This window comes from Romboutsia lituseburensis DSM 797 (assembly GCF_900103615.1).
GTDB classification, from domain to species: domain Bacteria; phylum Bacillota; class Clostridia; order Peptostreptococcales; family Peptostreptococcaceae; genus Romboutsia_F; species Romboutsia_F lituseburensis.
On the sequence record NZ_FNGW01000001.1, the window covers coordinates 431,715 to 454,733 of the forward strand.

A 23,019-nucleotide genomic window follows, 5' to 3' on the forward strand; every position below is an offset into this window, starting at 1 on the left:
TTTTATATAATATTTCGTCCAAACTTCTCATATATATGAACATGCTTATTTTTAAGTTGAACTTTGATTTTTGGGAGATAAAATTATGAAAAATACTTTAAAAAGAAGAAAATTGATAATAAACGCATTAATTTTAACTTTCACAACAGTTACATTAGGTTTTGTAAATACATCATTTAGAGTCTATTTATCAAATAAAATTGGTGCAGAAGGTATGGGTCTATATCAGCTTATTATGAGTATTCATATAATGACATCTACTCTAGCTATTTCAGGTATCAGAGTCACTACAACTAGATTAATTGCAGAAGAACTTGGTCGAGGAAATATGAACAATATTAAAAACATAATGAAAAAAGCTTTTATTTATAGTTTATTTTTCTCTACTTTAACATCACTATTATTATATAATGGTGCAGAATATATAGCTCTATCTTGGATTCAAGATCCTAGGGCTATCAGACCATTAAAAATATTATCTTGCAGCTTACCTTTTGTAGGTATGGGGGCATGTTTTCATGGGTATTTCTATGGAATGAGAAAGGTTATAAAAAGTATATCTACTGATATAATTGAAGTATCTACATTAATGATAATTATAGCTTCATTCTTAGGTATCTATCTACCAAAAGGCCTAGATTATACTTGTGCATTAATATCAGTTGGTATTACTTTAGCTCTTAGCGCATCGGCAGTAGTTTGTTACATATTATATATATTTGATAAAAGACATTTAAAAAAATATGGATATAATAGAAATGCTGATTGCTCTTTATGGGGTATTTCTAAGATAGCATTTCCTATAGCTTGCAGTGCTTATATTCAAACAGGATTAAAGACTGTAGAAGATATACTTATTCCAGATGCTTTAAGAAAATTCGGTTCTTCTACATCAATGTCGTTATCAATATTTGGTATGATTAAAGGTATGGTTTTACCTATACTTTATTTTCCATCAATATTTTTAGCTTCATTTTCAACTTTAATTATCCCTGAAATTTCAGAAGCTAAAGCACTTAATCAAACTAAAAGAGTAAATAATATTATTGCAAAAGTATTTAAATTTACATTACTAATTGCAATATTTGCATCAGGATTGTTTATGATCTTTTCAACTGAATTAGGACTTCATATATACAATGATCTTGAGGTTGGTTTTATGATGAGAATACTAGCACCACTTATTCCTTTTATGTATTTAGATAGAGTTGTAGATGGTAGCTTAAATGCACTAGACCAGCAAATGAGTACTTTAAGATATAATCTAATCGACATGGCAGTAAGAATTTTTTTAATATGTTTTTTAATACCCAAAAAAGGTATTGTTGGATTTATTATAGTTTTATTTACAGGAACTTTATTAAATTCAATGCTTAGTATAAATAGACTTTTAAAAGTTACTAAACTTGATTTTTTATTAGGAGATTGGGTTTTAAAACCTGCACTTTGTGTAACTATATCTAGCTATGCTATTAAATTGACTTTTGATATGTTTAATATAACTAACATGATAGTTTTTCAAATAATTTTAGTTGTCGTATTTTACTTAAGTTTATTATTTATTATAGGCTGTATAAAAAAGAAAGATATTATGTGGTTTTTAGATGCATTTAAAAATGACGTTAAATCTGAGAAAATTACAGACTTGGGAATTACAAAAAGATTTTAAAAATACATACAAAAAGAGCTTTAGATTCTTATCTAAAGCTCTTTTATATTAATTTATTGTAAACTATCTAAAAATTTAACTATGTTTTTGTAAGTTCTTTCCATTTGTTTATCACTACTTATTAAAGCTTCATGGTCACCTTTTTGTAGACCATAATCTCCAAATTGAGAATGGTTAGCTCCTTCTATTTCAACGTATTGAGTATCCTTAGGTAATTTTTCTTTAGCTTTTATAAGTTCTTTAAAATTAACTACTCCATCTTTACTTCCCCAAACAGATAAAACATATTTATTCATTTGCTTTAAATGATCATTCATAGGATATGATGCTAAAAGTATCACACCATCAACTGCATTATTTTTGCTTGCAAAGTTAGATGCTGCAACCCCTCCTAAAGAATGGCCTCCAACTGCCCAGTTAGTAATTTCAGGATAGTCCTTCATAACTTTTTCAGCCTTATTTTGCCCAAGTAATGCTATGTTAAAAGGTACATCTAATATAGCTACTTCATATCCTTGCTCTGCTATAGCCCTACAAATAGGAGCATAACTTTCAGGTTCTACCTTTGCACCTGGATAAAATATAAACCCTTTTGTTGCTTTTTTATTTTTTGGTGTAAAGGATATATAGTTATCTACTTTAACTTCTACTTTTTGTGTACTTGTCATAGCCAGTTTAGCTGTCTCATCTGGTGAGTATGTCTTGTTTGCCCATATAAAAAACCCTATTAATAAAACGATAATACCTATCCCAAATATTTTAACGATTTTTTTTATATTAATTTTCTTATCTTCTGTTTTTATAGTTTCTTCTACTTCATCTTCAAATAAAGGTCTTTGAAGTTCCATAGTTATACTAAACGTATCATCCACCCTTTTATCTCTTGCCTCTATCTCTTCACTCATATTCTACCTCCACGACATTTAAATACTATTATAGTTTATCATATCTGAGGTAAATTTTCACTAAAGTAAATATTTCAAATTCTTAACTTTTAAACAGTTATTTTTTGTTCTTTATTATTTAGACTATTTAATATTTGAAGCAAGTTTTTGCATGCTACTTTAGTACCTATATCTTCAGTGTTTTTAATACTATCAATAATTACATCCTTTACCTCTTCACACTCAGATATACAATTACTTTCTTTTAACATTTCATTAAAATCATTATCTTTTATCTTATTTGTAGCTATATTTACATACAGATTATATATACTACTTGTTAGATGTTTTTGCTCTTTAATAAAATGTTTTTGCTCTTTATCATTAATTCCCATTAAGCTCATTCTATCTTCTATTAATCCAGGAACTAATAATAAGTTTTTCATTTTATAATTGTTATGCTTGCTTTTTATACATAAATTTATTTCTTCAATCATTTCTAAGTTTACACGTTCATACATATCAACTAAATATTTATATCCTTTTTTAATATCATATGGAAGTATAAATTTATTTACTACAAGACCTATTGCTATACCTAATAATACAAATAAAATTCTATTTATAAATAATATAGAAACACTTCCAATCATAGCGGCAGAGCCTATAGCTGACATGGTATTAAATATCATAGAATCTCTATAATCAGTAGTATAACTTCCTAAATATCCTGCTAAGACTATAATTATTCCTCTTGCACTTGGATCTTTTATTATTGAGAATAATATAAATATCATTGTTCCACCAACTAATGTACCTTGTATTCTCTTTTTAGATTTTATAATACAATTTTCAGAGTATGGTTGAATAACAGAAAATATAGTAAACATAATCCATCTACCTTCAGATAGATTAAAATAATCCATTATAAAACCAGAAATAGCACCTGCCAAAGCAACTTTTATTGCATATGAGAATCTAATAGATTCTTTAGATAAACCTCTCATATGAATATTTGATATCTTAAAATTAGATGGTATTTGTAGGTTTCCTGTATATAATTTTTCACTTTTTGTATTTTTACGTTTTTTGTATTCATCAAAATAATCATGTATATTATTTAATACAATGTAAAATTCACATAAATTTATGTCTTCTATTTCATCTAAATTTATATCATATTCTATTAACTCTTCTTTTTCTATATACAATTTTAATTTTTTAATTTCAGATTCCATAATATCCAAACATATTTCTTGATTTTTATTATTTAGATCTGAAGCATTGTTGTTCATTTTTTTATCATAATAATTATCTAATATCAAACTTATTCTTTCTAATGATAATCCCATATTTAATATATCTATAGCACTATCATTAAGATAAAATTCATCTTTTCTATTATCATATAACATCTTTTTTAAAGAATTTATGTTATTTTCGATTTTTAAATTAATCTCTTCGATATTTTTATTTTCTTTGATATTTCTAATTTTAGTTAATATATCTTCACTTGTTGAAATAAATATTTTTTTACTACTTTTTTCTAACTTATTTTTATTTACTAAAAACTGAGGTATCATAATGCATAGTGCACCAAACGCTAACGATAACAATCTTACAGGAAATTCATTAGCTGAAACTGGAGATCCTACCATGAATAAATATTGTAAACCAAATGCTATATACATAGGTCTTTTTAAGTCATAAGTAAATAAGTAACCTACTACGAATAATGCAGTAAAGTTTGCCACTACACCCAATCCTATATTTTGTACTGCTAAAAAGGATAAAACACCAAGAAATACATTAATTCCTAATAGCTTAAATGTATTTTTTATTGGCTCTATAGTTAAGTCTCTCTCTAAAAACATTAACATTGCTGTAACAACAGTTACTCCTATAAGTGTATTTGATCCTCCGAAAAACTTAATAAATACATTTATAAATGAAAATACGAATAAAAATATTAAAGTCTTTGACATTATCAATTTTTTCATAATTGTCTCCTCCTCACATGATGTTTAATATATTAATATTATCATATTTTCAATTTTATTCAAATTTTCATTAATACGTAACCACACGAACTTTTTTATAATATATATACATAAAGTAAATTCCCTCACATTAAATATATATTACAATTTCCATTTCATATAATACGCTATCAAACATTGTTCATTTCAATATATTTTTTATATTTTTTAAATGTATTTAAGTTTTGAATGATTTTGCATTTTTTTCAATATTTATTCATATTTTCATCAAGTATAAATTTACTTGTACGTAAAAAAAAGAGTGCATGCACCCTTTTTATACTATTGTTAATTTATTAAAAATGTTAATATTTTTAGCTATTTAGTAAATTGTTTTATCCATTCCTTTATAGACCTATCCATTTCAAAGGAAAAATCTGCATTTGTTTTTCTGTTATATATAAGCTCGCCGAAGTTTTTAGCTCCATAAGGGTTAGTCTTTGGCATATCTTCTTCTTTATGTTTAAACATGTTTTTTAATTCATCTTCATCTAATTTTTTATATGTATTTTCAAATACAACATACTGTTTATCAAATCGTTCTCTATAAATTTTGTTCATATCTTTTGGATAATATCCTAATGTTATCATCGCAGCTGGAAATGTGTAATCTGGTAAATTTAAAAGCTCCTTGTGTTTTTCATAATTCTCCATTATATCTCCTATATAGCAACTTCCTATTCCTAAACTTTCAGCTGCAACTACTGCATTTTGACATGCTATAATAGCATCATCTATACCTAACATAAAATCATTCATACCTGGAGCTTTTATATTTTCAACTTCACAAACTTCAAAGTAGTCATACCATTTTTGTAGATCTGCTAAAAATATTAATATAACTTTAGCATTTTTTATAAATGGTTGATTGTCACATGTCTCACTTAAAGTTTCTTTTATTTTTTCATCTGTTATCTTTAAAATAGAGTACATCATCATATTTCCAGCAGTAGGAGCTTTTATAGCACTTTCTATTATTTTTTCTAAATCATCATTACTTATTTCACAACTATCATATCTTCTTAAGGAAACTCTACTATTTATAGTATTTATAACTTCATTCATTACAAATCCCCCTTATATTTTATTATTATAAAGAGTATTCTATTTTTAATTAATTATCCTTATTTTTATAATACTTTATATTTAAACTACTTTTTATAAAAATAAAAATTTACTTTACTCATAACACCAACGACTTCGTCATTTACGTAAAAAGTGCTATAACAATAAATTTATTGTTATAGCACTTTTCTTAACTTTTTACTTTTTAAAATCTATAATTTGAACTTTTCCTAAGTTTACACTAGTTTCACTTAGTTTAGTGTTAGCTATCACTTTACCTTCTCTTATAGAATAGTATACTGGCACCTGTCTTCTTACTGCATCATATCCATTTTCAGCTGGTAAGATTATTAAGTTTCCAGGTTTACCTACTTCTATGCCATACTTGTCCTGTATATTTAATGTTCTTGCACTATTATTTGTTATTAAATCTACTGAATCGTTTATTTGACTATATCCCATCATTTGGCAAATGTGAAGTCCCATATGAAGAACTTGTAACATATTTCCTGTGCCAAGAGGATACCATGGGTCAAATATATCATCATGCCCAAAACATACATTTATATTAGACTCTAGCATTTCCTTAACTCTAGTTATCCCTCTTCTTTTTGGATAAGTATCAAATCTACCTTGAAGATGTATATTAACTAGTGGATTTGCCACAAAGTTTATACCGCTCATTTTAAGTAATCTAAATAGTTTATATGCATATGCTCCATTGTATGAATGCATTGCTGTTGTATGACTTGCAGTTACTTTCTCTACCATATTATATTCTAATGCTTTTGTCGCTAATACTTCTATAAATCTTGATTGTTCATCATCTATTTCATCACAGTGAACATCAACTAATACATCATATTTTTTAGCAAGTTCAAACATTTTTTCTATAGACTCTACTCCATATTCTCTAGTAAATTCAAAGTGAGGTATTGCTCCAATGACATCTGCACCTAATTTTAAAGCTTCTTCAAGTAGCTCAAGACCATTAGGATATGACATTATCCCTTCTTGTGGAAATGCAACTATTTGTATAGTTACATATTCTTTTAACTCTTCTCTTAGCTCAATTAAAGCTTTTACAGCTGTTAAATTGGGATCTGTTGTATCAACATGAGTTCTTATAAACTGTATTCCATTAGCAATTTGCCAAGTTATAGCTTTTTTAGCTCTAGTTTTTACATCCTCTATACTTAAAGATTCTTTTCTCTCTGACCAACATTCTATTCCTTCAAATAAAGTACCACTTTCATTCCATCTTGGATCTCCTGCAGTTAATGCTGTATCTAAATGAACATGTGGCTCTATAAATGGAGGTAGTACTAAATATCCCTTTGCATCTATAATATCTTTACAATCTATATTTATATTTTCTTCTATTTTAGTTATTTTTCCATCTTCTATTAATATATCTACTAAGTTGTTTTGATTTCTCAATTTTGCATTTTTTATTAACATAAGCTTCCTCCTAAAATTTATTACGCTGCATTTTTTAATTCTTGATCACTAAATATTGATTTAGATTTTTTATTATTTATTTTATTCATAACGCTATATGATACTATCGATATTAATACTGAGTTTAATGGAGTTATTCCAGGTAATAAAAATGCTCCTAATACACCTAACCCCCACGCTATTATGGCATTTATATTTATTTTTTCAAACTTCATTGAGCTAAATTGCTTATAGCTACGTTTATTTACTATAAAATAATCAGCGATTATAACAGCACCTGTTGCTGGTATGAATGAATTTAATAAGTTTAGCCATCCCATAAAGTTGTTATATAAAAATAATGCCAGTATTGTTCCTATTATCCCATTCATTATAACCATCATACTTTTAGGCTTTTTAGTTATATTTGAAAATCCAAGTCCTGATCCGTATAAAGCATTATCATTAGTTGTCCAAATATTTAATCCTAATATTACTATTGCAGGTATTATAAGACCTTGCATAAACATAACCTCAGCAATATCAGCTTGTCCTGTAACCATAGCCCCAACTGCTCCAAATAGTAACATTAATGAATTACCTACTAAAAATGCTATTACTGTTGTACTCACTGCTACTTTTTTATTTTTAGAAAACCTTGTAAAGTCTGGTGTTAAAGTTCCACCACTTATGAACGTTCCTACACATAATGATAATGCTGCACTCATAGTCATAGTTCCTGTTGGTTCTATATTTAAAAGTCCTGCAATTCCACCTACATCACCTATTGCCATTGTAACTGATGCACTTCCAAGTATTGCTATTGATGGAACAGCTACCATACTTAGTATTGTAAGTGATTTCATTCCAAAGAATGCTGTAGCTGTCATTAAAAGTCCTGATACTAAAACTAATATTCTTACATCTATCCCCGTTACCTTTGAAACTGGTATCGCAAACATTGCAACACCTACACCAAACCAACCTACTTGAGTTGCTGATACTAAAAATGATACTAAGTATGAACCCTTTTCTCCAAATGAATACCTAGCAAGTAGATGTGTTGATAATCCTGTATCACCTGCTATATATGCTAATAATCCTGTATATACACATAGTATTAAATTTCCTATAAACACAGAACTTACAAACTTACCTATACTTAGACTAGTACCTAGAGTTCCTCCAGCTAGCATACTAGCTGAGAAAAATGTAAATCCTAGCATGACTACTAACATAGGTATAAAGCCCTTCTTTGCACTACTTGGTATTGCTTCTAATGAATAATCTTGATCTTGATGTTGTTTTTTACTCATAATTATGTTCTCCTCATATTTACAAGTACCTATAAAAATAAAAAACCTCTTGGCTTAGCAAGAGGTTTCGTTAGTTATAGATTAATGTTTAAATTAATTTTTTAAATTAGTTAGATTTAAAATTTAATTTAAACTATCAATCTATATATTTTTATAATTTTCTTCCGAAAACCTTGCCAGCTTCTCTGAACTGGATTAAAGGTACTTTTATTTTGTTAATCTCATAGTATCATTTTTGTCGTAATTTGTAAATACAATTCTAACTTTTCTCAATTTTTTATTTTTAATTAATACTTTATTATTTTAAACTCATCTCTCTACTCTAAAATCATCATCAAATATCTCAATTTTATAATCATCAACTATCTCTTTTTTATCCTTAGTATCACATTTTAAATATTTATAATTGCTTTTTGGAGTTTTACTACTAAAATCTTTTATTGAATCTAATATTGTTATTACTACTAATATAAATATTAATAATTTAGTTATGCTGCCCATCTCCCATCTTTAAATTTATTAAAATATATTCTCTACTAACTAGTTATATCCTTGTTATTTTCAAATAAATTATCTATACCTTATTAATCATACTATCAATATTTTTAGTAACCTCTTAGCATAAAATATCATATTATATATTGATGCACTTATCATTGCTACTATCTTATACGGAGGTTTATAATGAAGGATATACACTCACTCTCTAATCTTAAATCCAATATAAATTCATATTCTTTTAGACCCAAGCTTGCTGATGCATCTAAAGACAATATAATCTATCTAACCGAAGATGGTTTTAGTAAACCAATAGGAAAGTTTGATAAATTAAATAGAGTTGCAACACTAACCTCTTCATTAAAAGATAAAGTCTTGGTAATAACTATAAGTAATTTACAATTACTAGGAAATAATCATTCAATTCAGAGTGAATTTATAAAAAGTTTTATTTTTGTTTATGAAAACTTACAAAATATTGTTATCGATTCTATTGATTTTTCATCTAATACTACATGCATAGAACTTGAAAAATCTAATAAGAACATAACAATAAAAAACTGTAACTTTACAAACTCTAAGCTAGGTATACTCTGTTTAGAAAGTGAAAATTTAACTATTTCTAATAATAGTTTTTTTAATATATACCATGGTATAACATTGGTAGGATGCAATAATACATGTATAAACTGTAATAGTTTTTTTGAAAATATAATTGCAAACTTATTATATAAAAGTAATATAAATACAAACATAATTACAAATATTTATAATAATTGCATTGAAGGTATAACCCTATACAAAGATAATAATTTAAATAAGATATATAAAAATACCTTTAAAAATAATATATTGTTTTCTATGAATTTTGGAATAAGACTCTTTTATGGAAATGGATATAATATAATCTCCGAAAATTTAATCCTTCATACCAACTCCATAATAAAAAAATCTGAGGATAATAATAAATTATATTTTATAGGAATTTATTTTGAAAATAATTTTAATATTCTTAATGAAATTTCAAATAACAAAATAATAATAAAAAATAATAACTATGAGTTAAAAGGATCCTCTAATATAGATATAAGGTTTTATGGAATAGCTATATTTTCAGATCATAGTCAAATTGAAATTTATAATAACCTTATAGCTATTTCAGATAATGAATTTAATATTTTAGGCTCTGAAAAACAAAATGTACTTATAAACAATATTTTTATGAAAAATAATTATAAAAATAGAATTTATTCTAATACTTGTCACACTATAAAAAATAAAATTTTATTTAGTGAAAATAATATTTCTGTACTTATATCATCTATTAATATAGATAAACAAAATAGATCTCTTATAATAAAAAATAATCAATTATTTATTTTAAAAAATATATTAATTCCTTATGAAAATCAAAATATATTTTATAGCTTAATAATAAGCCCTATAATAATATGTCTTGAAAATACTAATATAAATATAATAAACAACAATATTGAAATGAATTTTAATACTTTAGGAATCAATTGTGCTATTTTTATAAACAAATCTAACTTCGGAATAAATGTATTGAATAATTTTATATCAAATTTAGACGGGCATGCAATAGTTTTAAATGAAGATAATATATCTAATACTGTACAATATAATAGACTAGAAAACATTACTGGCTTAGGAATTTGTTTATTAAATTCAAATCATTATAATATTATAAAAGATAATTTTATGAAAGAAATAAAGTCAACTTCTTTATTGCTATCAATATATAATTTATCTAATGTAATATCTGATAACTATTTTGAAAATAATTATAGATCAATTTATATATTACCTTTTAATAATCAGTATAATACCGTCAATTATAATAAATTTTATAATAATAATAATAACTTATTAGTAAGCTCAAATCTAAACAATTATATTTTTGAAAATTTAATAAAGCTAAAAAATGAAAATCTTAAGATTTCTCATTCTTAATAAAAATAGATAGCGTAATTTTTATAAAAATTATGCTATCTATTTTTATTGTATTAATTTTAATTAAACTTTCTAATTGAATTTTTTATTTTAGTTTTTATCTCTTTAGTTAAGTTTTGATCAATATTTCGTTCTAATAAATTGATATTTTTCACTTTATTATTTATAAAATATTCTTCTATTAAGTTAACTCTTTTTTTAGGATCTCCCATTACTATATATGCTACTAACCAATCCTCTAAAGATGTAAAATTCACTTTAACATTGTCAATTAGCTTGCAATCAGTTATAGACTTTTCATCTAATATAAACTCATAAAGTTTACCATTTCCTAAATCAATTTTAAAATCCCCTAAAAATTCTACCATCACTCCATCAACTATATAACCAAAAAAGGCCTCTGTTTTAAATGGCTCTTTTGAAGGTAAATGTACCGCATCTCCAATAGTATCCATAAAATTTTTAATGCTATTAGCATCCTTAGCTTTTACTACTATATCTATATCATTAGGCTTATCTACTAAATTGTAGTTATTTAATAAAACTGAACCCCCTATTCCCCAAGTACAGTTTATATCATTTAGACCTTTTGCAATTTTTTTAATCACTTCAGTATTCATATAAAGCCTCCTAATATGTAATTAATTATTTTATTATTTGACTTTTATAACTCTTCTTCTTTTAAATAATGATAGTACTACAATTACAAAGGATATTATAGCAATAGCTAATACACTGATTATATATTTGCTCGAATTTTGGATGCCTTTTTCATTTTTCATATTAGGCGGATTGTCTTTTGCATCTATTTTATCTGGCATGTTTGGTCTATTTATCCCCTCTGGCATGTTTGGCTTATCCATTTTATCCGGCATATTCTGACCATTCATTCCTTCTGGCATGTTTGGTCTATCCATCCCCTCTGGAATATTTTGCATATCCATCCTTTCTGGCATGTTTTGACCATCCATCCCTTCTGGCATGTTTGGCATTTCTGAAGTACTAGCTTCTGAATTATTATTTTTTTGTTTTACAGTTGGTACACTACCACTCAACTGATCCTTTATTGTTTGACTCATTGTTTTACTTAAGTCTAATATACCTGGTATAGTTTTACCCATTTGACCATTTTCCATTTTTACATTATTTTTAGTATCTTCATTTTGTATATTACTATTTTTAGATTCTAAATTATTTATATTTCCTTTAACATCAGTATTTTTATCTGGTCTGTTTCCTTTGTTCATACTATCGCTGCTATCTGATATTTCAGATTTTATATTTTTTTCAAATTCTTCAAAAGTATAAAATGCAGTTGGATCGTCTTTAACGTATTCTGATATTAAACCATATAATTTATTCGTCATATTTTCTAAGTAATCTGAGTCTAAATATTTTTCAACAATTTCATTTAAGTACCCATGATACTTTTCTTTATATTCTTCATTAGCCAATAGAGTTGATACAAGAGGTCTATCTTCTATATTACCGGTAGTAGGTTCATCAATAGATATTAATGTATCCGAACTAGATCCTCTTCCCATACTAAATCCACCAAATGCCATATTTAAATCCCATGGTACTACAGTGAATTTCCCATTTTGTTCATATAAGTAATAGTTATGAGCAAAGCTTCCTTGGTAACTATCTAAGTTTAAGAGAGCTGTATTTAATGCTATATACTTAAGGGCTGAATCTACATCTAAATACTTTTCTAATTCATTACCACTTTCAAGTGCTTTTAATAAATCTGTAAATTTACTATAATCAGCACTTTTCCTATCACTTTTTACTACCATTGATGAATAGTTTTTAAAGTCATCTCCATTATACTTTAAAGCTCCACCTTGTGCACCTGTCGATTTATATAAATCTCCTGTTATGCTTTCAAAGTTATTTTCTAAAAATGGCTCTTGTATACTTTCAACCGCAAGATATAATCCATGATATTTTCCATTTATTGAAACTTTGGCATAAGCCATTTCAGGTGTTTTAAGCCCCATATCCTCAAATATACTATATGCTATAAATTCTCTCATATAAGAAGGGTCTGAATAATTATTATTAAGATTTAATTGTGTTAATCCACCCATAGTTTGCCCGCTTACATACTCATCAAAGTTAACTTTGAAACTAAATCTATTTTCACCTTTTTTTGAGGAACTATCTTCTTCGGTATTTTTTTCCTCATTTTCATTATTGCTCGATGCAACAGCTCGAAGACTTGAATTGCCCTTTGGCCTTATCGCTACACTTCTATATGTGTCTCCATTTATAGTTATATTTGCAGATTTAAACTCTTCACTTTGAGCATTTTTAAACATATCATCTAATTCATTTTCATCTATTTCTATATTAATTTCCATTACTTTATCTCTATCAAAGTATTTTTCAACATACTCATTGCTATAAAAGTCTACACCTTCACTACCTGAAATCTTATAGATGTATACTATCCCTATTAAAAAAATCAACATAGATAAAGTAATTGCTATAAATTTTTTATTATTCATAAGAGATTACTCCTCTCTATGCTGCATAGTCACCATTGTAGCTTACAAGTACCGAATTAGTAACACCTTGTATTTGACTTAATTCATTTACAAATTTAGTTTCTCCATTTTTCATTCTAACTTCAAATACTAATTCTATCCCTCTATCTGCTATAACACTTTTTGATTTAACTTGATACTTTGAAAATGTTGATTTGATCTTTTTATTTACTACTTCTTCACTATTTTCATCACTACAATTTATCATTAATATATATGGAGTATCTAGTACAGTTTTATTTGCAAAGAATACTAATATTAATCCCATAACAATTGATGCAAATATTGCTAATGGAATAAGCCCTGCTCCTAAAACTATCCCTGATGCTATTGCCCAGAATAAAAATACTAAATCCATCGGATCTTTTATAGCCGTTCTAAAACGTACAATAGATAATGCCCCTACCATACCTAATGATAGTACTACATTTGAAGTTACAGCTAATATCACAAAAGTAGTAAGCATAGTTAACGCTACTAAAGATACATTAAATGGTCTAGAGTACATAACCCCCATAAATGTCTTTTTATATACCATATATATAAATAATCCTACTAAAAATGCTGCACCTAAAGCTATTATACTGTCAATAGCCGAAAAACCAGATACCTTGTCCACAAAACTTGATTTAAAAACATCATTAAATGTCATATTAAATTTCCTACCTTTCTATATATCGTGTATTTTAATATACACTCTTTTATTATCCTAAATTTAAACATAAGCTCTACTTATTGCGTATTTAGAAACTGCAGTTGAACTACATTTATTAATCTGTACTAAGTCTAATATAAAATCAGGAATAAACTCATCATACTTTACTTCAAGTACACTTGTGTTATTTTCTAAAAGTGATATGCATTGTGACTTTGTATCAAATATATCTACAGTATTAACAGCTGTTCTTATATCACTGTCTATTGTTACTCTTATGTTTCCTGCATTATAAATGTATGCTTCTCTATAATAGTCAACAATTGATTTTGGCCTTAACCTATCACATTTTAACTTCACATAAAACTCTTGAAGTAGCTTATCATTAGATTCTTTTAAAAACTCAATTTCATTTTCTATTATTTTTTTTACTTCTTCTTTACTTAATCTAGCACTTATCTTTGCAGTCATATTGTTATGCTTTATTTTTTTCTCTAATCTTATAAAAGAAGTATCATTATTATATAACCTTATTCTAAATTTTTCTCTAGTTGAAAAACCGTTAATTTTATCTAATAAAGCCTTGTCTTCTGGTGTATCAAAATAAAGACTTCTTATTAGATACTTGCCACTATTAGATGCATTTTTATCTATGCTCATAATAGGCGCTATTCTAGACTTTATAGTTACTATATCTGCATTCATAATTTTATGTTTCATTTCATGTCTATACTTTAGTTTTTGTTTCATATTCTCACCTCTTTTCATTCAATTTATATTAACAGTATATAATTTTTATATATTATAAATCTCCGTAAAACAGTGGCATCTTTGTGGCACATTTGTGGCAATTCAAATCAAAATTTCACTTTGCTTATAGCGCCAATGACTTCATCCGTTAATAAAAAAAAGAGCACGTCTAAAGTGACTGCTCTTTTAACTTAAGTACCTTTTAATTTTTTATAATTATAGTAAATTTAGCTCCTAAATCTGTATTTTCTGCTTTTATATCTCCATCGTGCTTTTTAATAATAGATTTTACTATAGATAACCCTATTCCATGTTTACCTTTATTCCCTTTATAAAATCTATCAAATATATAATCTAAATCTTCATTTTTTATTCCGTCACCATCATCTTCTATATATACCACTATACTTTCATTAGTTTTTTTACATCCTATTATTATCTGGCTTTTAGCATACCTTAAAGCATTTTCTATGATATTTAAAAATGCCCTATACATACTTTTTTCATCACAATTTAGCAATACTTCTTCTTCATCAAAATCATATTTAAATTCAATTCCCTTATTTAAAGCTCTAGCTTTTTGTTTTAGTGTGCAATTTGATAAAAGCTCTCTAATGTCACACTCTACTAACTCATAATCTTTTGTTATATTATCAATCTTTGATATGTATAGTAATTCTTCAACCATATCACTAAGCCTATTACTTTCTTCTAATATAACATCACTTGCACTATCTTTGTCTATTACGTTATATTTTATAGCTTCTGCATATCCTTTTATAGACATAAGAGGCGTTCTAAGCTCGTGAGATGCATTTTGAAAAAATATCTTTTGCTCTTTATCGTACTTATCTAAATACTCAGCACTTTTATTCATTATCTTAGAAAGTTCATCTAGTTCTTTATCAGCAAAATTAAAATCATTTTTATCAAATTTTCCTTTACCTATATTTTTAGCAAAACCACAAAGCTTTTGTATTGGTCTGGCTATTTTATTTGAAAGTACTATAGCTGTTAAAGTAGCCAGTATGCCTGCTATTATCATAACTAAAATTAATAATGTATTTATTTGATTTGCTAAATTTAATGTTGCTGATATATCTATAAATAAAACTAAGTAATTATCTTCTATACTTTCAACACTCTTTATTTTTAATATAGATGCATAGTATTTTTTGTTTTTTGTTGAAACTTTAAATGGTTCATTATATTCTAGACTAATTTTATCATTTTTTATTTGCTTTAATATAAACTCATATTCATTGATGTCCTTTAAAAAATCCTCTTCTCTAGTTGGAAATACTAAATTGTAATTTTTATCAATTACCATAGCCTCTGCATTTGATTGCATCTCTGCCATTCTTACTTTTTCCTGAACACCTTTCATAAATTCAGGAAATTCATTTTCTTCACGTTCATGAATTTCAAATTCTCTTGGAAGGGGCTTTTCTTTTGGATATTTTAATGGAATCAAGCTTTTGTCAAAATTCTCTACTAAATTTGTTGCTTTTTTTAATTCAGTATTAGAGCTTTTTTGTATGTATGTGTTTACTAACAAATTAAATGAAAATACAATTCCTAAAAATATAATAATTAATAATGTAAGTATACTGCGTAGTATTCTACTTTTTATACTTATTTTTTTTTTAATATATTTCATTTATTAATTCTCCTTAAGTCTAAATCCAAATCCCCATACTGTTTCTATTAAAATATTTGTATCAGAGATTTTTTTACGAAGCCTTTTAACAGTATCATCTGCAGCTCTAGTTTCAATTTCACTATCATATCCCCATATCTTATTTAATAACTCTTCTCTAGATACAGCTCTTTCTTTATTTTCAAATAAGTATGTTAGGAGATTATACTCATTAGGAGTAAGGTCTATAATCTCATTTAAATTACTTACTGTTTTTGTGTCTGTATTTATAGTTATATCTCCAAATTCTAAAACCGTTTGCTTACTTTTATTATTTTGAATCTTTTCAAAATCTATCCTTCTAAAAATTGCTTTGACCCTCATAACAAGTGCCATTGGACTAAATGGCTTAGTAAAATAATCATCACTTCCTAAAGTAATTCCTGTTATATAGTCAATATCGCTATCTCTAGCTGTTAGCATTATTATAGGTACTGTGCTTTTTTCTCTTATACTAGTACAAATTTCAAACCCATCAGAACCAGGCATCATGATATCTAATATAACCAAATCACATTCTTTTTCATTAAACTCTTTAAGTAGCAAGTCTCCATTTTCAAAATCTTTTACTATATGTCCATCATTTTCTAAAAATGTCTTAACTAATTTTCTTATATTATTTTCATCATCTGCTATATATATTAATTTTGACACAACGTACCTCCAAATTAATTTTATTACTTATATCTATTTTAAATTAAATTTATTATTTTCACTATGATAATATTTATATTTAGCAAATTAGGCTAACTAAGATATTATCTAATTTTATAGATTTATTCTTAGTTAGCCGTTTAATAAATAGCTTTATTAAGTTTTAATATGATAACACTTTTTTATCACAAAACAAATTAAACTTATGTAATAAATCTTTAGTTATTATGATTTCATCATCTTTTGAAATCATAACTCCACTAAGGTTATTAAATTTCATAAAATCACAAGCCATATATTTTCCCATCATAAACAATGGTGTAGAAAAAGCATCCCCTAATATAGATTCCTTACTAACTATAGTTATACTTTTTAAATCGGTATCAGCAGGATAACCTGTATGAGGGTCTAGTATATGATGATAAACTTTACCTTCACTTAAGAAAGCTCTTTCATAATCTCCAGATGTTACAACTGACATATTTTCTAACTCTAGCGCACCAATTATATCTTGACTATGTTTTATAGGCTCATAAATTCCAACCTTCCATAAGCTTTTATTTTCTTTTCTTCCCAATACTTTTACATTACCACCTATATTTATTACTGCTGATGTTATATTATTTTCTTTATATAAATTTATTATTTTATCAGCTATATATCCTTTGGCAATTGCACCTAAGTCAATTTTTTGATTTTCATGTTTAAGCATTATACTTAAATTGTTATCATCTAATAGTATATCCTTATAATTTACTATAGAAGCTATTTTTTTAGCTTCTTCTTTTTTTAATATATTAGGGTTTTTGGAATTTATTTTCCATGCACTTACTAAAGGAGCTACGCTTATATCAAATAGTCCATCCGTTTTTTGTGAAAATTTTATAGACTGTTTTATTAGTTCAAAGGTTTCAAATGATACTTTTACAAATTTATGCCCTGCGTATTTATTAATTTGACTAATCTCACTACTACTATCATAAAAATTCAACCTTTTTTCTAAATCTATCATCATATTAGTCGCTTTATCCAAAACCAGGCTATCTGATAATTTACTTGTATATATTTTTTGCTCTACATTTGTATTAAAAATAAAATCTTTACGCTCCATAATATCTAGCATGTGTAATACTCCTTTTTTAATTTATTGAACATTGGTTTCTAAATTAGAATTAACATCTTTTGTTGATTCTTGTGATGAATCAGCACCTTTCAGTGCATTATTCACAGCATTTATAATACCTACACTACTATAAGTTGCACCTGATACAGTATCTACATCTGTACTTTGTTTTTTTATTATTTGAGAAGGTACTTCTTCAAATGCTTTCTCATAAAAACCTGGAGTTTCATTATGACTTACTATTTTTATATCAGAAATTTTAGAGCTGGATATAACAACCTGAACTTTAAGATTTGGTCCATATGCAGATGCTTGACCTTCATATGTTCCATCACTATATTGACCCGATATATTAACACTATCTTCTGTCTCTAATGATCCTTGACCTTCATGATGATGACCTGGTCTCTTTCCATTTTTCCCTTCCCCATTTTTTAACATTGCTTCAAACTCTTCTTCACTCATACCTTCAGGTATCAATGAACTTGGTGTTTCTTTATTCTCAAATGTATTGGAACTTGCACTATTATTTTCTTGAGCTACTTGAAAGTTACCTAAAAAGCTAGTCCCTATTGATCCAATTATTATTCCACTTACTGTTGCCGCTATTATTTTATTTTTACTATTTTTCATTAATTCTCTCCTTTATATAAATCTAATATTCAATATTTACTTGTTCAGATTCTATATCTTTAGATGTAAATTCAATAGTATTTGATTTTGGACATATATTTTTATCTAAACAATCTAAACACGAAATACATCTTATATCTCTAACCGCCTCAGATTCGTGAATTTCAATTCCCATTGGGCACTCTTTATCACACCTTTTACAATTTAAGCAACTTTCTTTCTCTCTAATTACTCTAAAAACCTTAAACTTATTAAATATCCCTAAGAATGCACCATATGGACATAAATATTTACACCAAGGTCTTTGTACAAATAATGAAATTAAAATAACTAAAAATAGTATAAACACCCCAACTAAGCTTATAGGCTTTTTATTGAATATACCTAAAAATGCATGGTATGGATTTATAGCTTCTAATATCATAACACTTGAAGTCGCAGTTAGTATTATTGCTAAAATTAAACTTAGATATCTTGTAAACTTTAATTTATTATCAAGTTCTTTTTTTATAAAATGGTTATATTTATCCTTAAATATTTTTTTACCTACTCTTGCAGTTAAATCTTGAATTGCTCCAAATGGACATATAAATCCACATATTACTGGTCCAAATATTAACGTCAAAATTATAGAAACACCTATAATTATGCCTAATATACTTTTGATCTTTTCTACCCACAATGTTGGCGAAGCTATAAACTGATAAATACTAGTTACACCACATGTTGGGCATATGTAATGAAAAATTGATTCTGATATCCATGGTATTGATTTATTAATACTAATTAAATAATGATTGATTGACGATACTATAACCACTAATAAAACTGTTATCTGAATTAATAATCTTTTATTATGTTTTAAGATTTTTTTCACTATCTATCCTCCTAATTTACTTTTTAATGTACTTTATATAAATAAATTATATATATTTCAAGTATTATAAATCTCCGTAAATTAAGGGCATATTTGTGGCAAACTTGGTGCAAAGTAATATCAAAAACGTAAAAAAAGAGCTCTATTAAGCTCTTTTTTATATCTAAATTATACATTCTATAATTTCATCTTTATTTACTTTAAAGAAATATTTCGGTATATCTATATTACTTATAACTTTTTTTATATCTTCTTTGTTGTATTTACATCCGCAAAGTGCTTTTGATACATCTTCAATATTTCCTTCTCCAAAGAAGTCTCCATTTATACTGCAATCTTCAATAATACCCTTTTTAACATTCATATTAAATGATACTTTTCCACCTTCAAATCTTTTCCACTTACTTATATTAAATTTAGGTGATGCTCCGTAATTCCATTCCCATGTTTCAAATTTTTCTTTTGCTATTTCATTTACCCTTTGTATATCTTCTTCTGTTAATTTATATATATTATCAACATTTTTTAATAAACTTTTTAACATTATATCTCTAAACTTAATTGCATCTATATCCTTTTCTAGATGTTCAGATACATTTGTTACTCTCTCTCTTACCGACTTTATTCCCTTAGATATTATTTTATCTTCAGCAACAGTTATACTTTTAACCATTTCCTCTATATTTGTATTAAATAGAATTGATCCATGATGAAGTCTTACATTATCTTTTATATATTGTGCATTTCCTGAAAACTTTTTATTTCCTATAAGTAAATCATTCCTACTATTAAAACTTGCCTCTACACCTTGTTCTTTAAGTGCATCTATTATTGGCTGAGTAAATGTTTTAAAATCTATTCCACTGCCATTGTAGTTCTTTGTTATAAATGTATACTGCCATCCATTCATATCCGTATAAATTGTGCCTCCACCTGTTATACGTCTTACAACATTTATGTTATTTTCTTCTACATATTTATTATTTATTTCTTCTATTGTATTTTGAAACTTCCCTACCATTAAAGTTGGATTTGTTCTCCAAAACATAAATATAGTATCATCTTTCAAGTCTTTCTCTGTCATAAGATAATATTCAAGTGCAAAGTTAAAATATGGATTTTGTGAGTGGTTTTCTACGTATATCATCATTTTCCCCCTTGATAATTTAACTGTCTATTAATTTATATATCCATATTCGATATTTATTTAACATTTCCTTTATTTTATCTTTATTTTCTACAATAAATTTAAGAAAGAGCCTATAATTATAAGCTCTCTTTTTAATCTAATCATTTTTATAAATAAAAATGATCTATTTAATTTTAGATCTACTATTTATCTTCACGTCCTAATATATAAGCTCCTGCCCCCATAAATACAGCTCCTCCTACCATATTACCTAGGGTAACTATTGCTAAATTATATATAGCCCCTCCTAATGTAACACTTGATATAGTTGGTGCAAATAAAGCAACTCCAAATATAGTCATATTAGCAACACTATGTTCAAATCCACTTGTTATAAATGCAAATAAACACATAAATATTATTATTAATTTAGCAGCATCGTTATTAGTTTTAAATGAACATAATATAGCTACACAAACTAATATATTACATAGTATTCCTCTAAAGAAAAGCTCTGTTGCACCAACACTAGCTTTTGCAGCTGCAGTTGTAGTAAAGAATTCCATGACAGGTCCTTTTGATATTAATCCAGTACCTACAAATAAAATTGCTACTAGTAAAGAACCTATTAAATTTCCTATATAACTATACATCCATACCTTGCATGTATCACCTAATTTTACTCCTTTATTTAACGTCCCTGCTGTCATTACCATATTATTACCTGTAAATAACTCTGATCCTGTAAATACTACTAAGCTAAGTGCTATAGCAAATGACATCCCCATTAGAATTTTTGTCATAGGAGAGTTTGCAGCAGTTAAAAGCCCACCTATTGTAAATATTAATATAATTCCTAGTCCTACATAAAGTCCTGCAAATGCTGATGAAGTTAAATACTTTAATAAACTTTTATTTAACAAGTTAACCTTATTTTTTGCTGCATTAGTTAGTTTTTCTAGCGTTTCATTGTGCATAATAATTTCCCCTCTTTGTATAAATTATTTTTTTAACAAATATAGATAAAAATCTATCATTATTATTTTAAATTTATTGTGATAATTAAATTTAATTATCACAATAAATTTGTGAATTAATACTTTATGCCACTCCAGTATACATTTTGATTTACTATAGTTATATCATCAAAATTTACGCCTTCTAGTGCCCACTTTTTAAACTCCATAAATCCAGTTCTGTCTACTATATATCCAATGTGTTCCTTAGGAAGACTTCTGTCTATATAATGTTCTACATATTTGTAAGTATTTAATATTATCTTTATAATATTTTTTTCATCTGCCCAAATTAAAAAATCTTCAGCAAGTCTTGGATTTTTCTTACCACTTCTACCCATTATAGCTAATCTATAGTATTTTTTAGAATCTCTAGTCCATGCATTTGTTGGGCAATTTAAAACACATTCTCCACATCCGATACATTTACTATGGTCTCTTATAACTCTATAATTTTCTGCATGAAGAGCTCCTGTTGATAGACTTTTACACTTTTTAACACAAGCTCCACATGATACACATCTATCTTTATCATATTTAGGAAGTGTCATACCTATTATTCCAAAATCATGACTTCTAGCTTTTATACAATCATTTGGACATCCCGTTAAAGCTACTTTCACATGTAAATCATTTGGAAAAACTGCATCTTCTATCTTTTTTGCAAATTCAGTTGTATTATATTGTGCCTTTGGACATACTTTATTTCCTATACATGCTGATATATTTCTAGTTCCAGCAGATGGGTATCCTTTGCCCTTTTCTTCTTGATTTATGTTCATTTTATCAATTATTGGCTGCACAAGCTTATTTACTTCTTCCATATGTTCCATTTTAATTCCAAGTATTTCAAATCCTTGTCTAGTTGTCATGTGTATTTGTCCATTCCCATATTCACTAGCAATTTTTGAAACTATCATTAAACTTTCAGGATCAACACATCCTCCTGGTATTCTAACTCTCAAAGCTGTTTCATATTTATTTTTAGTTATTCTATAAGCATTTTTCATTACTTTTTTAGTATTTAAATCTCTTATCACAAATTT

Annotated in this window: 20 protein-coding genes; 2 read left to right on the forward strand and 18 right to left on the reverse strand. The window is 26.6% G+C overall.

The window, feature by feature from the left end; translation table 11 throughout:
- Positions 1-85: 85 nt before the first annotated feature.
- Positions 86-1,669, forward strand: coding sequence for an oligosaccharide flippase family protein (locus tag BLP75_RS02055; protein ID WP_092722373.1), 1,584 nt, complete (start codon positions 86-88; stop codon positions 1,667-1,669).
- Positions 1,670-1,722: 53 nt separating this feature from the next.
- Here the strand turns inward: BLP75_RS02055 and BLP75_RS02060 are convergent, their stop codons facing one another.
- The 6 genes from BLP75_RS02060 to BLP75_RS02085 all read right to left on the reverse strand — a co-directional run bounded on the left by BLP75_RS02060 (position 1,723) and on the right by BLP75_RS02085 (position 8,914).
- On the reverse strand, positions 1,723-2,574 hold the full coding sequence (locus tag BLP75_RS02060; RefSeq protein WP_170139080.1) for an alpha/beta hydrolase: 852 nt from the start codon (positions 2,572-2,574) through the stop codon (positions 1,723-1,725).
- A gap of 89 nt (positions 2,575-2,663) precedes the next feature.
- Positions 2,664-4,553, reverse strand: a complete 1,890-nt coding sequence (locus BLP75_RS02065) for an FUSC family protein (protein ID WP_092722375.1) — start codon at positions 4,551-4,553, stop codon at positions 2,664-2,666.
- Between the two features lie 357 nt (positions 4,554-4,910).
- Entirely contained in the window at positions 4,911-5,657 is a 747-nt protein-coding gene (locus tag BLP75_RS02070; protein ID WP_092722377.1) for a nitroreductase family protein, read from the reverse strand.
- Positions 5,658-5,855: 198 nt separating this feature from the next.
- Positions 5,856-7,118 carry a cytosine deaminase gene (locus BLP75_RS02075; protein WP_092722379.1) on the reverse strand — a complete coding sequence of 421 codons (1,263 nt, stop codon included), beginning with the start codon at positions 7,116-7,118 and terminating at the stop codon, positions 5,856-5,858.
- Positions 7,119-7,138: 20 nt separating this feature from the next.
- Positions 7,139-8,413 (reverse strand): cytosine permease, encoded by a 1,275-nt coding sequence (gene codB / locus BLP75_RS02080; protein ID WP_092722381.1) that lies wholly within the window; start codon positions 8,411-8,413, stop codon positions 7,139-7,141.
- 309 nt (positions 8,414-8,722) lie between these two features.
- Positions 8,723-8,914 carry a hypothetical protein gene (locus BLP75_RS02085; protein ID WP_092722383.1) on the reverse strand — a complete coding sequence of 64 codons (192 nt, stop codon included), beginning with the start codon at positions 8,912-8,914 and terminating at the stop codon, positions 8,723-8,725.
- A 183-nt stretch (positions 8,915-9,097) separates the two neighbouring features.
- On the opposite strand from BLP75_RS02085, the gene BLP75_RS02090 reads away from it, so the two are divergent.
- Positions 9,098-10,885: a NosD domain-containing protein gene (locus BLP75_RS02090; RefSeq protein WP_092722385.1), complete on the forward strand. Its 1,788-nt coding sequence runs from the start codon at positions 9,098-9,100 to the stop codon at positions 10,883-10,885.
- A gap of 59 nt (positions 10,886-10,944) precedes the next feature.
- Here the strand turns inward: BLP75_RS02090 and BLP75_RS02095 are convergent, their stop codons facing one another.
- The 12 genes from BLP75_RS02095 to asrC form a co-directional block, all read right to left on the reverse strand.
- Positions 10,945-11,505 carry a nucleotidyltransferase family protein gene (locus BLP75_RS02095; protein WP_092722387.1) on the reverse strand — a complete coding sequence of 187 codons (561 nt, stop codon included), beginning with the start codon at positions 11,503-11,505 and terminating at the stop codon, positions 10,945-10,947.
- 33 nt (positions 11,506-11,538) lie between these two features.
- A complete protein-coding gene (locus tag BLP75_RS02100; RefSeq protein WP_092722389.1) occupies positions 11,539-13,398 on the reverse strand; it encodes a CotH kinase family protein in 1,860 nt (619 codons plus the stop codon).
- A gap of 16 nt (positions 13,399-13,414) precedes the next feature.
- A complete protein-coding gene (locus tag BLP75_RS02105) occupies positions 13,415-14,089 on the reverse strand; it encodes a DUF4956 domain-containing protein (protein ID WP_092722391.1) in 675 nt (224 codons plus the stop codon).
- A 63-nt stretch (positions 14,090-14,152) separates the two neighbouring features.
- Entirely contained in the window at positions 14,153-14,842 is a 690-nt protein-coding gene (locus BLP75_RS02110) for a polyphosphate polymerase domain-containing protein (protein ID WP_092722393.1), read from the reverse strand.
- Positions 14,843-15,044: 202 nt separating this feature from the next.
- Positions 15,045-16,502: a HAMP domain-containing sensor histidine kinase gene (locus tag BLP75_RS02115; protein ID WP_092722395.1), complete on the reverse strand. Its 1,458-nt coding sequence runs from the start codon at positions 16,500-16,502 to the stop codon at positions 15,045-15,047.
- Between the two features lie 3 nt (positions 16,503-16,505).
- Positions 16,506-17,195 (reverse strand): response regulator transcription factor, encoded by a 690-nt coding sequence (locus tag BLP75_RS02120; protein ID WP_092722397.1) that lies wholly within the window; start codon positions 17,193-17,195, stop codon positions 16,506-16,508.
- 163 nt (positions 17,196-17,358) lie between these two features.
- Positions 17,359-18,318, reverse strand: a complete 960-nt coding sequence (locus tag BLP75_RS02125; protein WP_092722399.1) for an FAD:protein FMN transferase — start codon at positions 18,316-18,318, stop codon at positions 17,359-17,361.
- A gap of 21 nt (positions 18,319-18,339) precedes the next feature.
- Positions 18,340-18,951: an FMN-binding protein gene (locus tag BLP75_RS02130; RefSeq protein WP_092722401.1), complete on the reverse strand. Its 612-nt coding sequence runs from the start codon at positions 18,949-18,951 to the stop codon at positions 18,340-18,342.
- Positions 18,952-18,973: 22 nt separating this feature from the next.
- The gene (locus tag BLP75_RS02135; protein ID WP_092722403.1) at positions 18,974-19,828 is read right to left on the reverse strand and encodes a 4Fe-4S binding protein; all 855 of its coding nucleotides are present in this window, start codon (positions 19,826-19,828) and stop codon (positions 18,974-18,976) included.
- 163 nt (positions 19,829-19,991) lie between these two features.
- Positions 19,992-20,975 (reverse strand): lipoate--protein ligase, encoded by a 984-nt coding sequence (gene lplA / locus BLP75_RS02140; RefSeq protein WP_092722405.1) that lies wholly within the window; start codon positions 20,973-20,975, stop codon positions 19,992-19,994.
- A gap of 185 nt (positions 20,976-21,160) precedes the next feature.
- A complete protein-coding gene (locus BLP75_RS02145) occupies positions 21,161-21,934 on the reverse strand; it encodes a formate/nitrite transporter family protein (protein WP_092722407.1) in 774 nt (257 codons plus the stop codon).
- Between the two features lie 116 nt (positions 21,935-22,050).
- On the reverse strand, positions 22,051-23,013 hold the full coding sequence (gene asrC / locus BLP75_RS02150) for a sulfite reductase subunit C (RefSeq protein ID WP_092722409.1): 963 nt from the start codon (positions 23,011-23,013) through the stop codon (positions 22,051-22,053).
- Positions 23,014-23,019: the final 6 nt, after the last annotated feature.

Coding starts and splice junctions, on each gene's coding strand:
- BLP75_RS02055 (WP_092722373.1), top strand. CDS start 86: ATGAAAAATACTTTAAAAAGAAGAAAATTGATAATAAACGCATTAATT.
- BLP75_RS02060 (WP_170139080.1), bottom strand. CDS start 2,574: ATGAGTGAAGAGATAGAGGCAAGAGATAAAAGGGTGGATGATACGTTT.
- BLP75_RS02065 (WP_092722375.1), bottom strand. CDS start 4,553: ATGAAAAAATTGATAATGTCAAAGACTTTAATATTTTTATTCGTATTT.
- BLP75_RS02070 (WP_092722377.1), bottom strand. CDS start 5,657: ATGAATGAAGTTATAAATACTATAAATAGTAGAGTTTCCTTAAGAAGA.
- BLP75_RS02075 (WP_092722379.1), bottom strand. CDS start 7,118: ATGTTAATAAAAAATGCAAAATTGAGAAATCAAAACAACTTAGTAGAT.
- codB (WP_092722381.1), bottom strand. CDS start 8,413: ATGAGTAAAAAACAACATCAAGATCAAGATTATTCATTAGAAGCAATA.
- BLP75_RS02085 (WP_092722383.1), bottom strand. CDS start 8,914: ATGGGCAGCATAACTAAATTATTAATATTTATATTAGTAGTAATAACA.
- BLP75_RS02090 (WP_092722385.1), top strand. CDS start 9,098: ATGAAGGATATACACTCACTCTCTAATCTTAAATCCAATATAAATTCA.
- BLP75_RS02095 (WP_092722387.1), bottom strand. CDS start 11,505: ATGAATACTGAAGTGATTAAAAAAATTGCAAAAGGTCTAAATGATATA.
- BLP75_RS02100 (WP_092722389.1), bottom strand. CDS start 13,398: ATGAATAATAAAAAATTTATAGCAATTACTTTATCTATGTTGATTTTT.
- BLP75_RS02105 (WP_092722391.1), bottom strand. CDS start 14,089: ATGACATTTAATGATGTTTTTAAATCAAGTTTTGTGGACAAGGTATCT.
- BLP75_RS02110 (WP_092722393.1), bottom strand. CDS start 14,842: ATGAAACAAAAACTAAAGTATAGACATGAAATGAAACATAAAATTATG.
- BLP75_RS02115 (WP_092722395.1), bottom strand. CDS start 16,502: ATGAAATATATTAAAAAAAAAATAAGTATAAAAAGTAGAATACTACGC.
- BLP75_RS02125 (WP_092722399.1), bottom strand. CDS start 18,318: ATGCTAGATATTATGGAGCGTAAAGATTTTATTTTTAATACAAATGTA.
- BLP75_RS02130 (WP_092722401.1), bottom strand. CDS start 18,951: ATGAAAAATAGTAAAAATAAAATAATAGCGGCAACAGTAAGTGGAATA.
- lplA (WP_092722405.1), bottom strand. CDS start 20,975: ATGATATACGTAGAAAACCACTCACAAAATCCATATTTTAACTTTGCA.
- BLP75_RS02145 (WP_092722407.1), bottom strand. CDS start 21,934: ATGCACAATGAAACGCTAGAAAAACTAACTAATGCAGCAAAAAATAAG.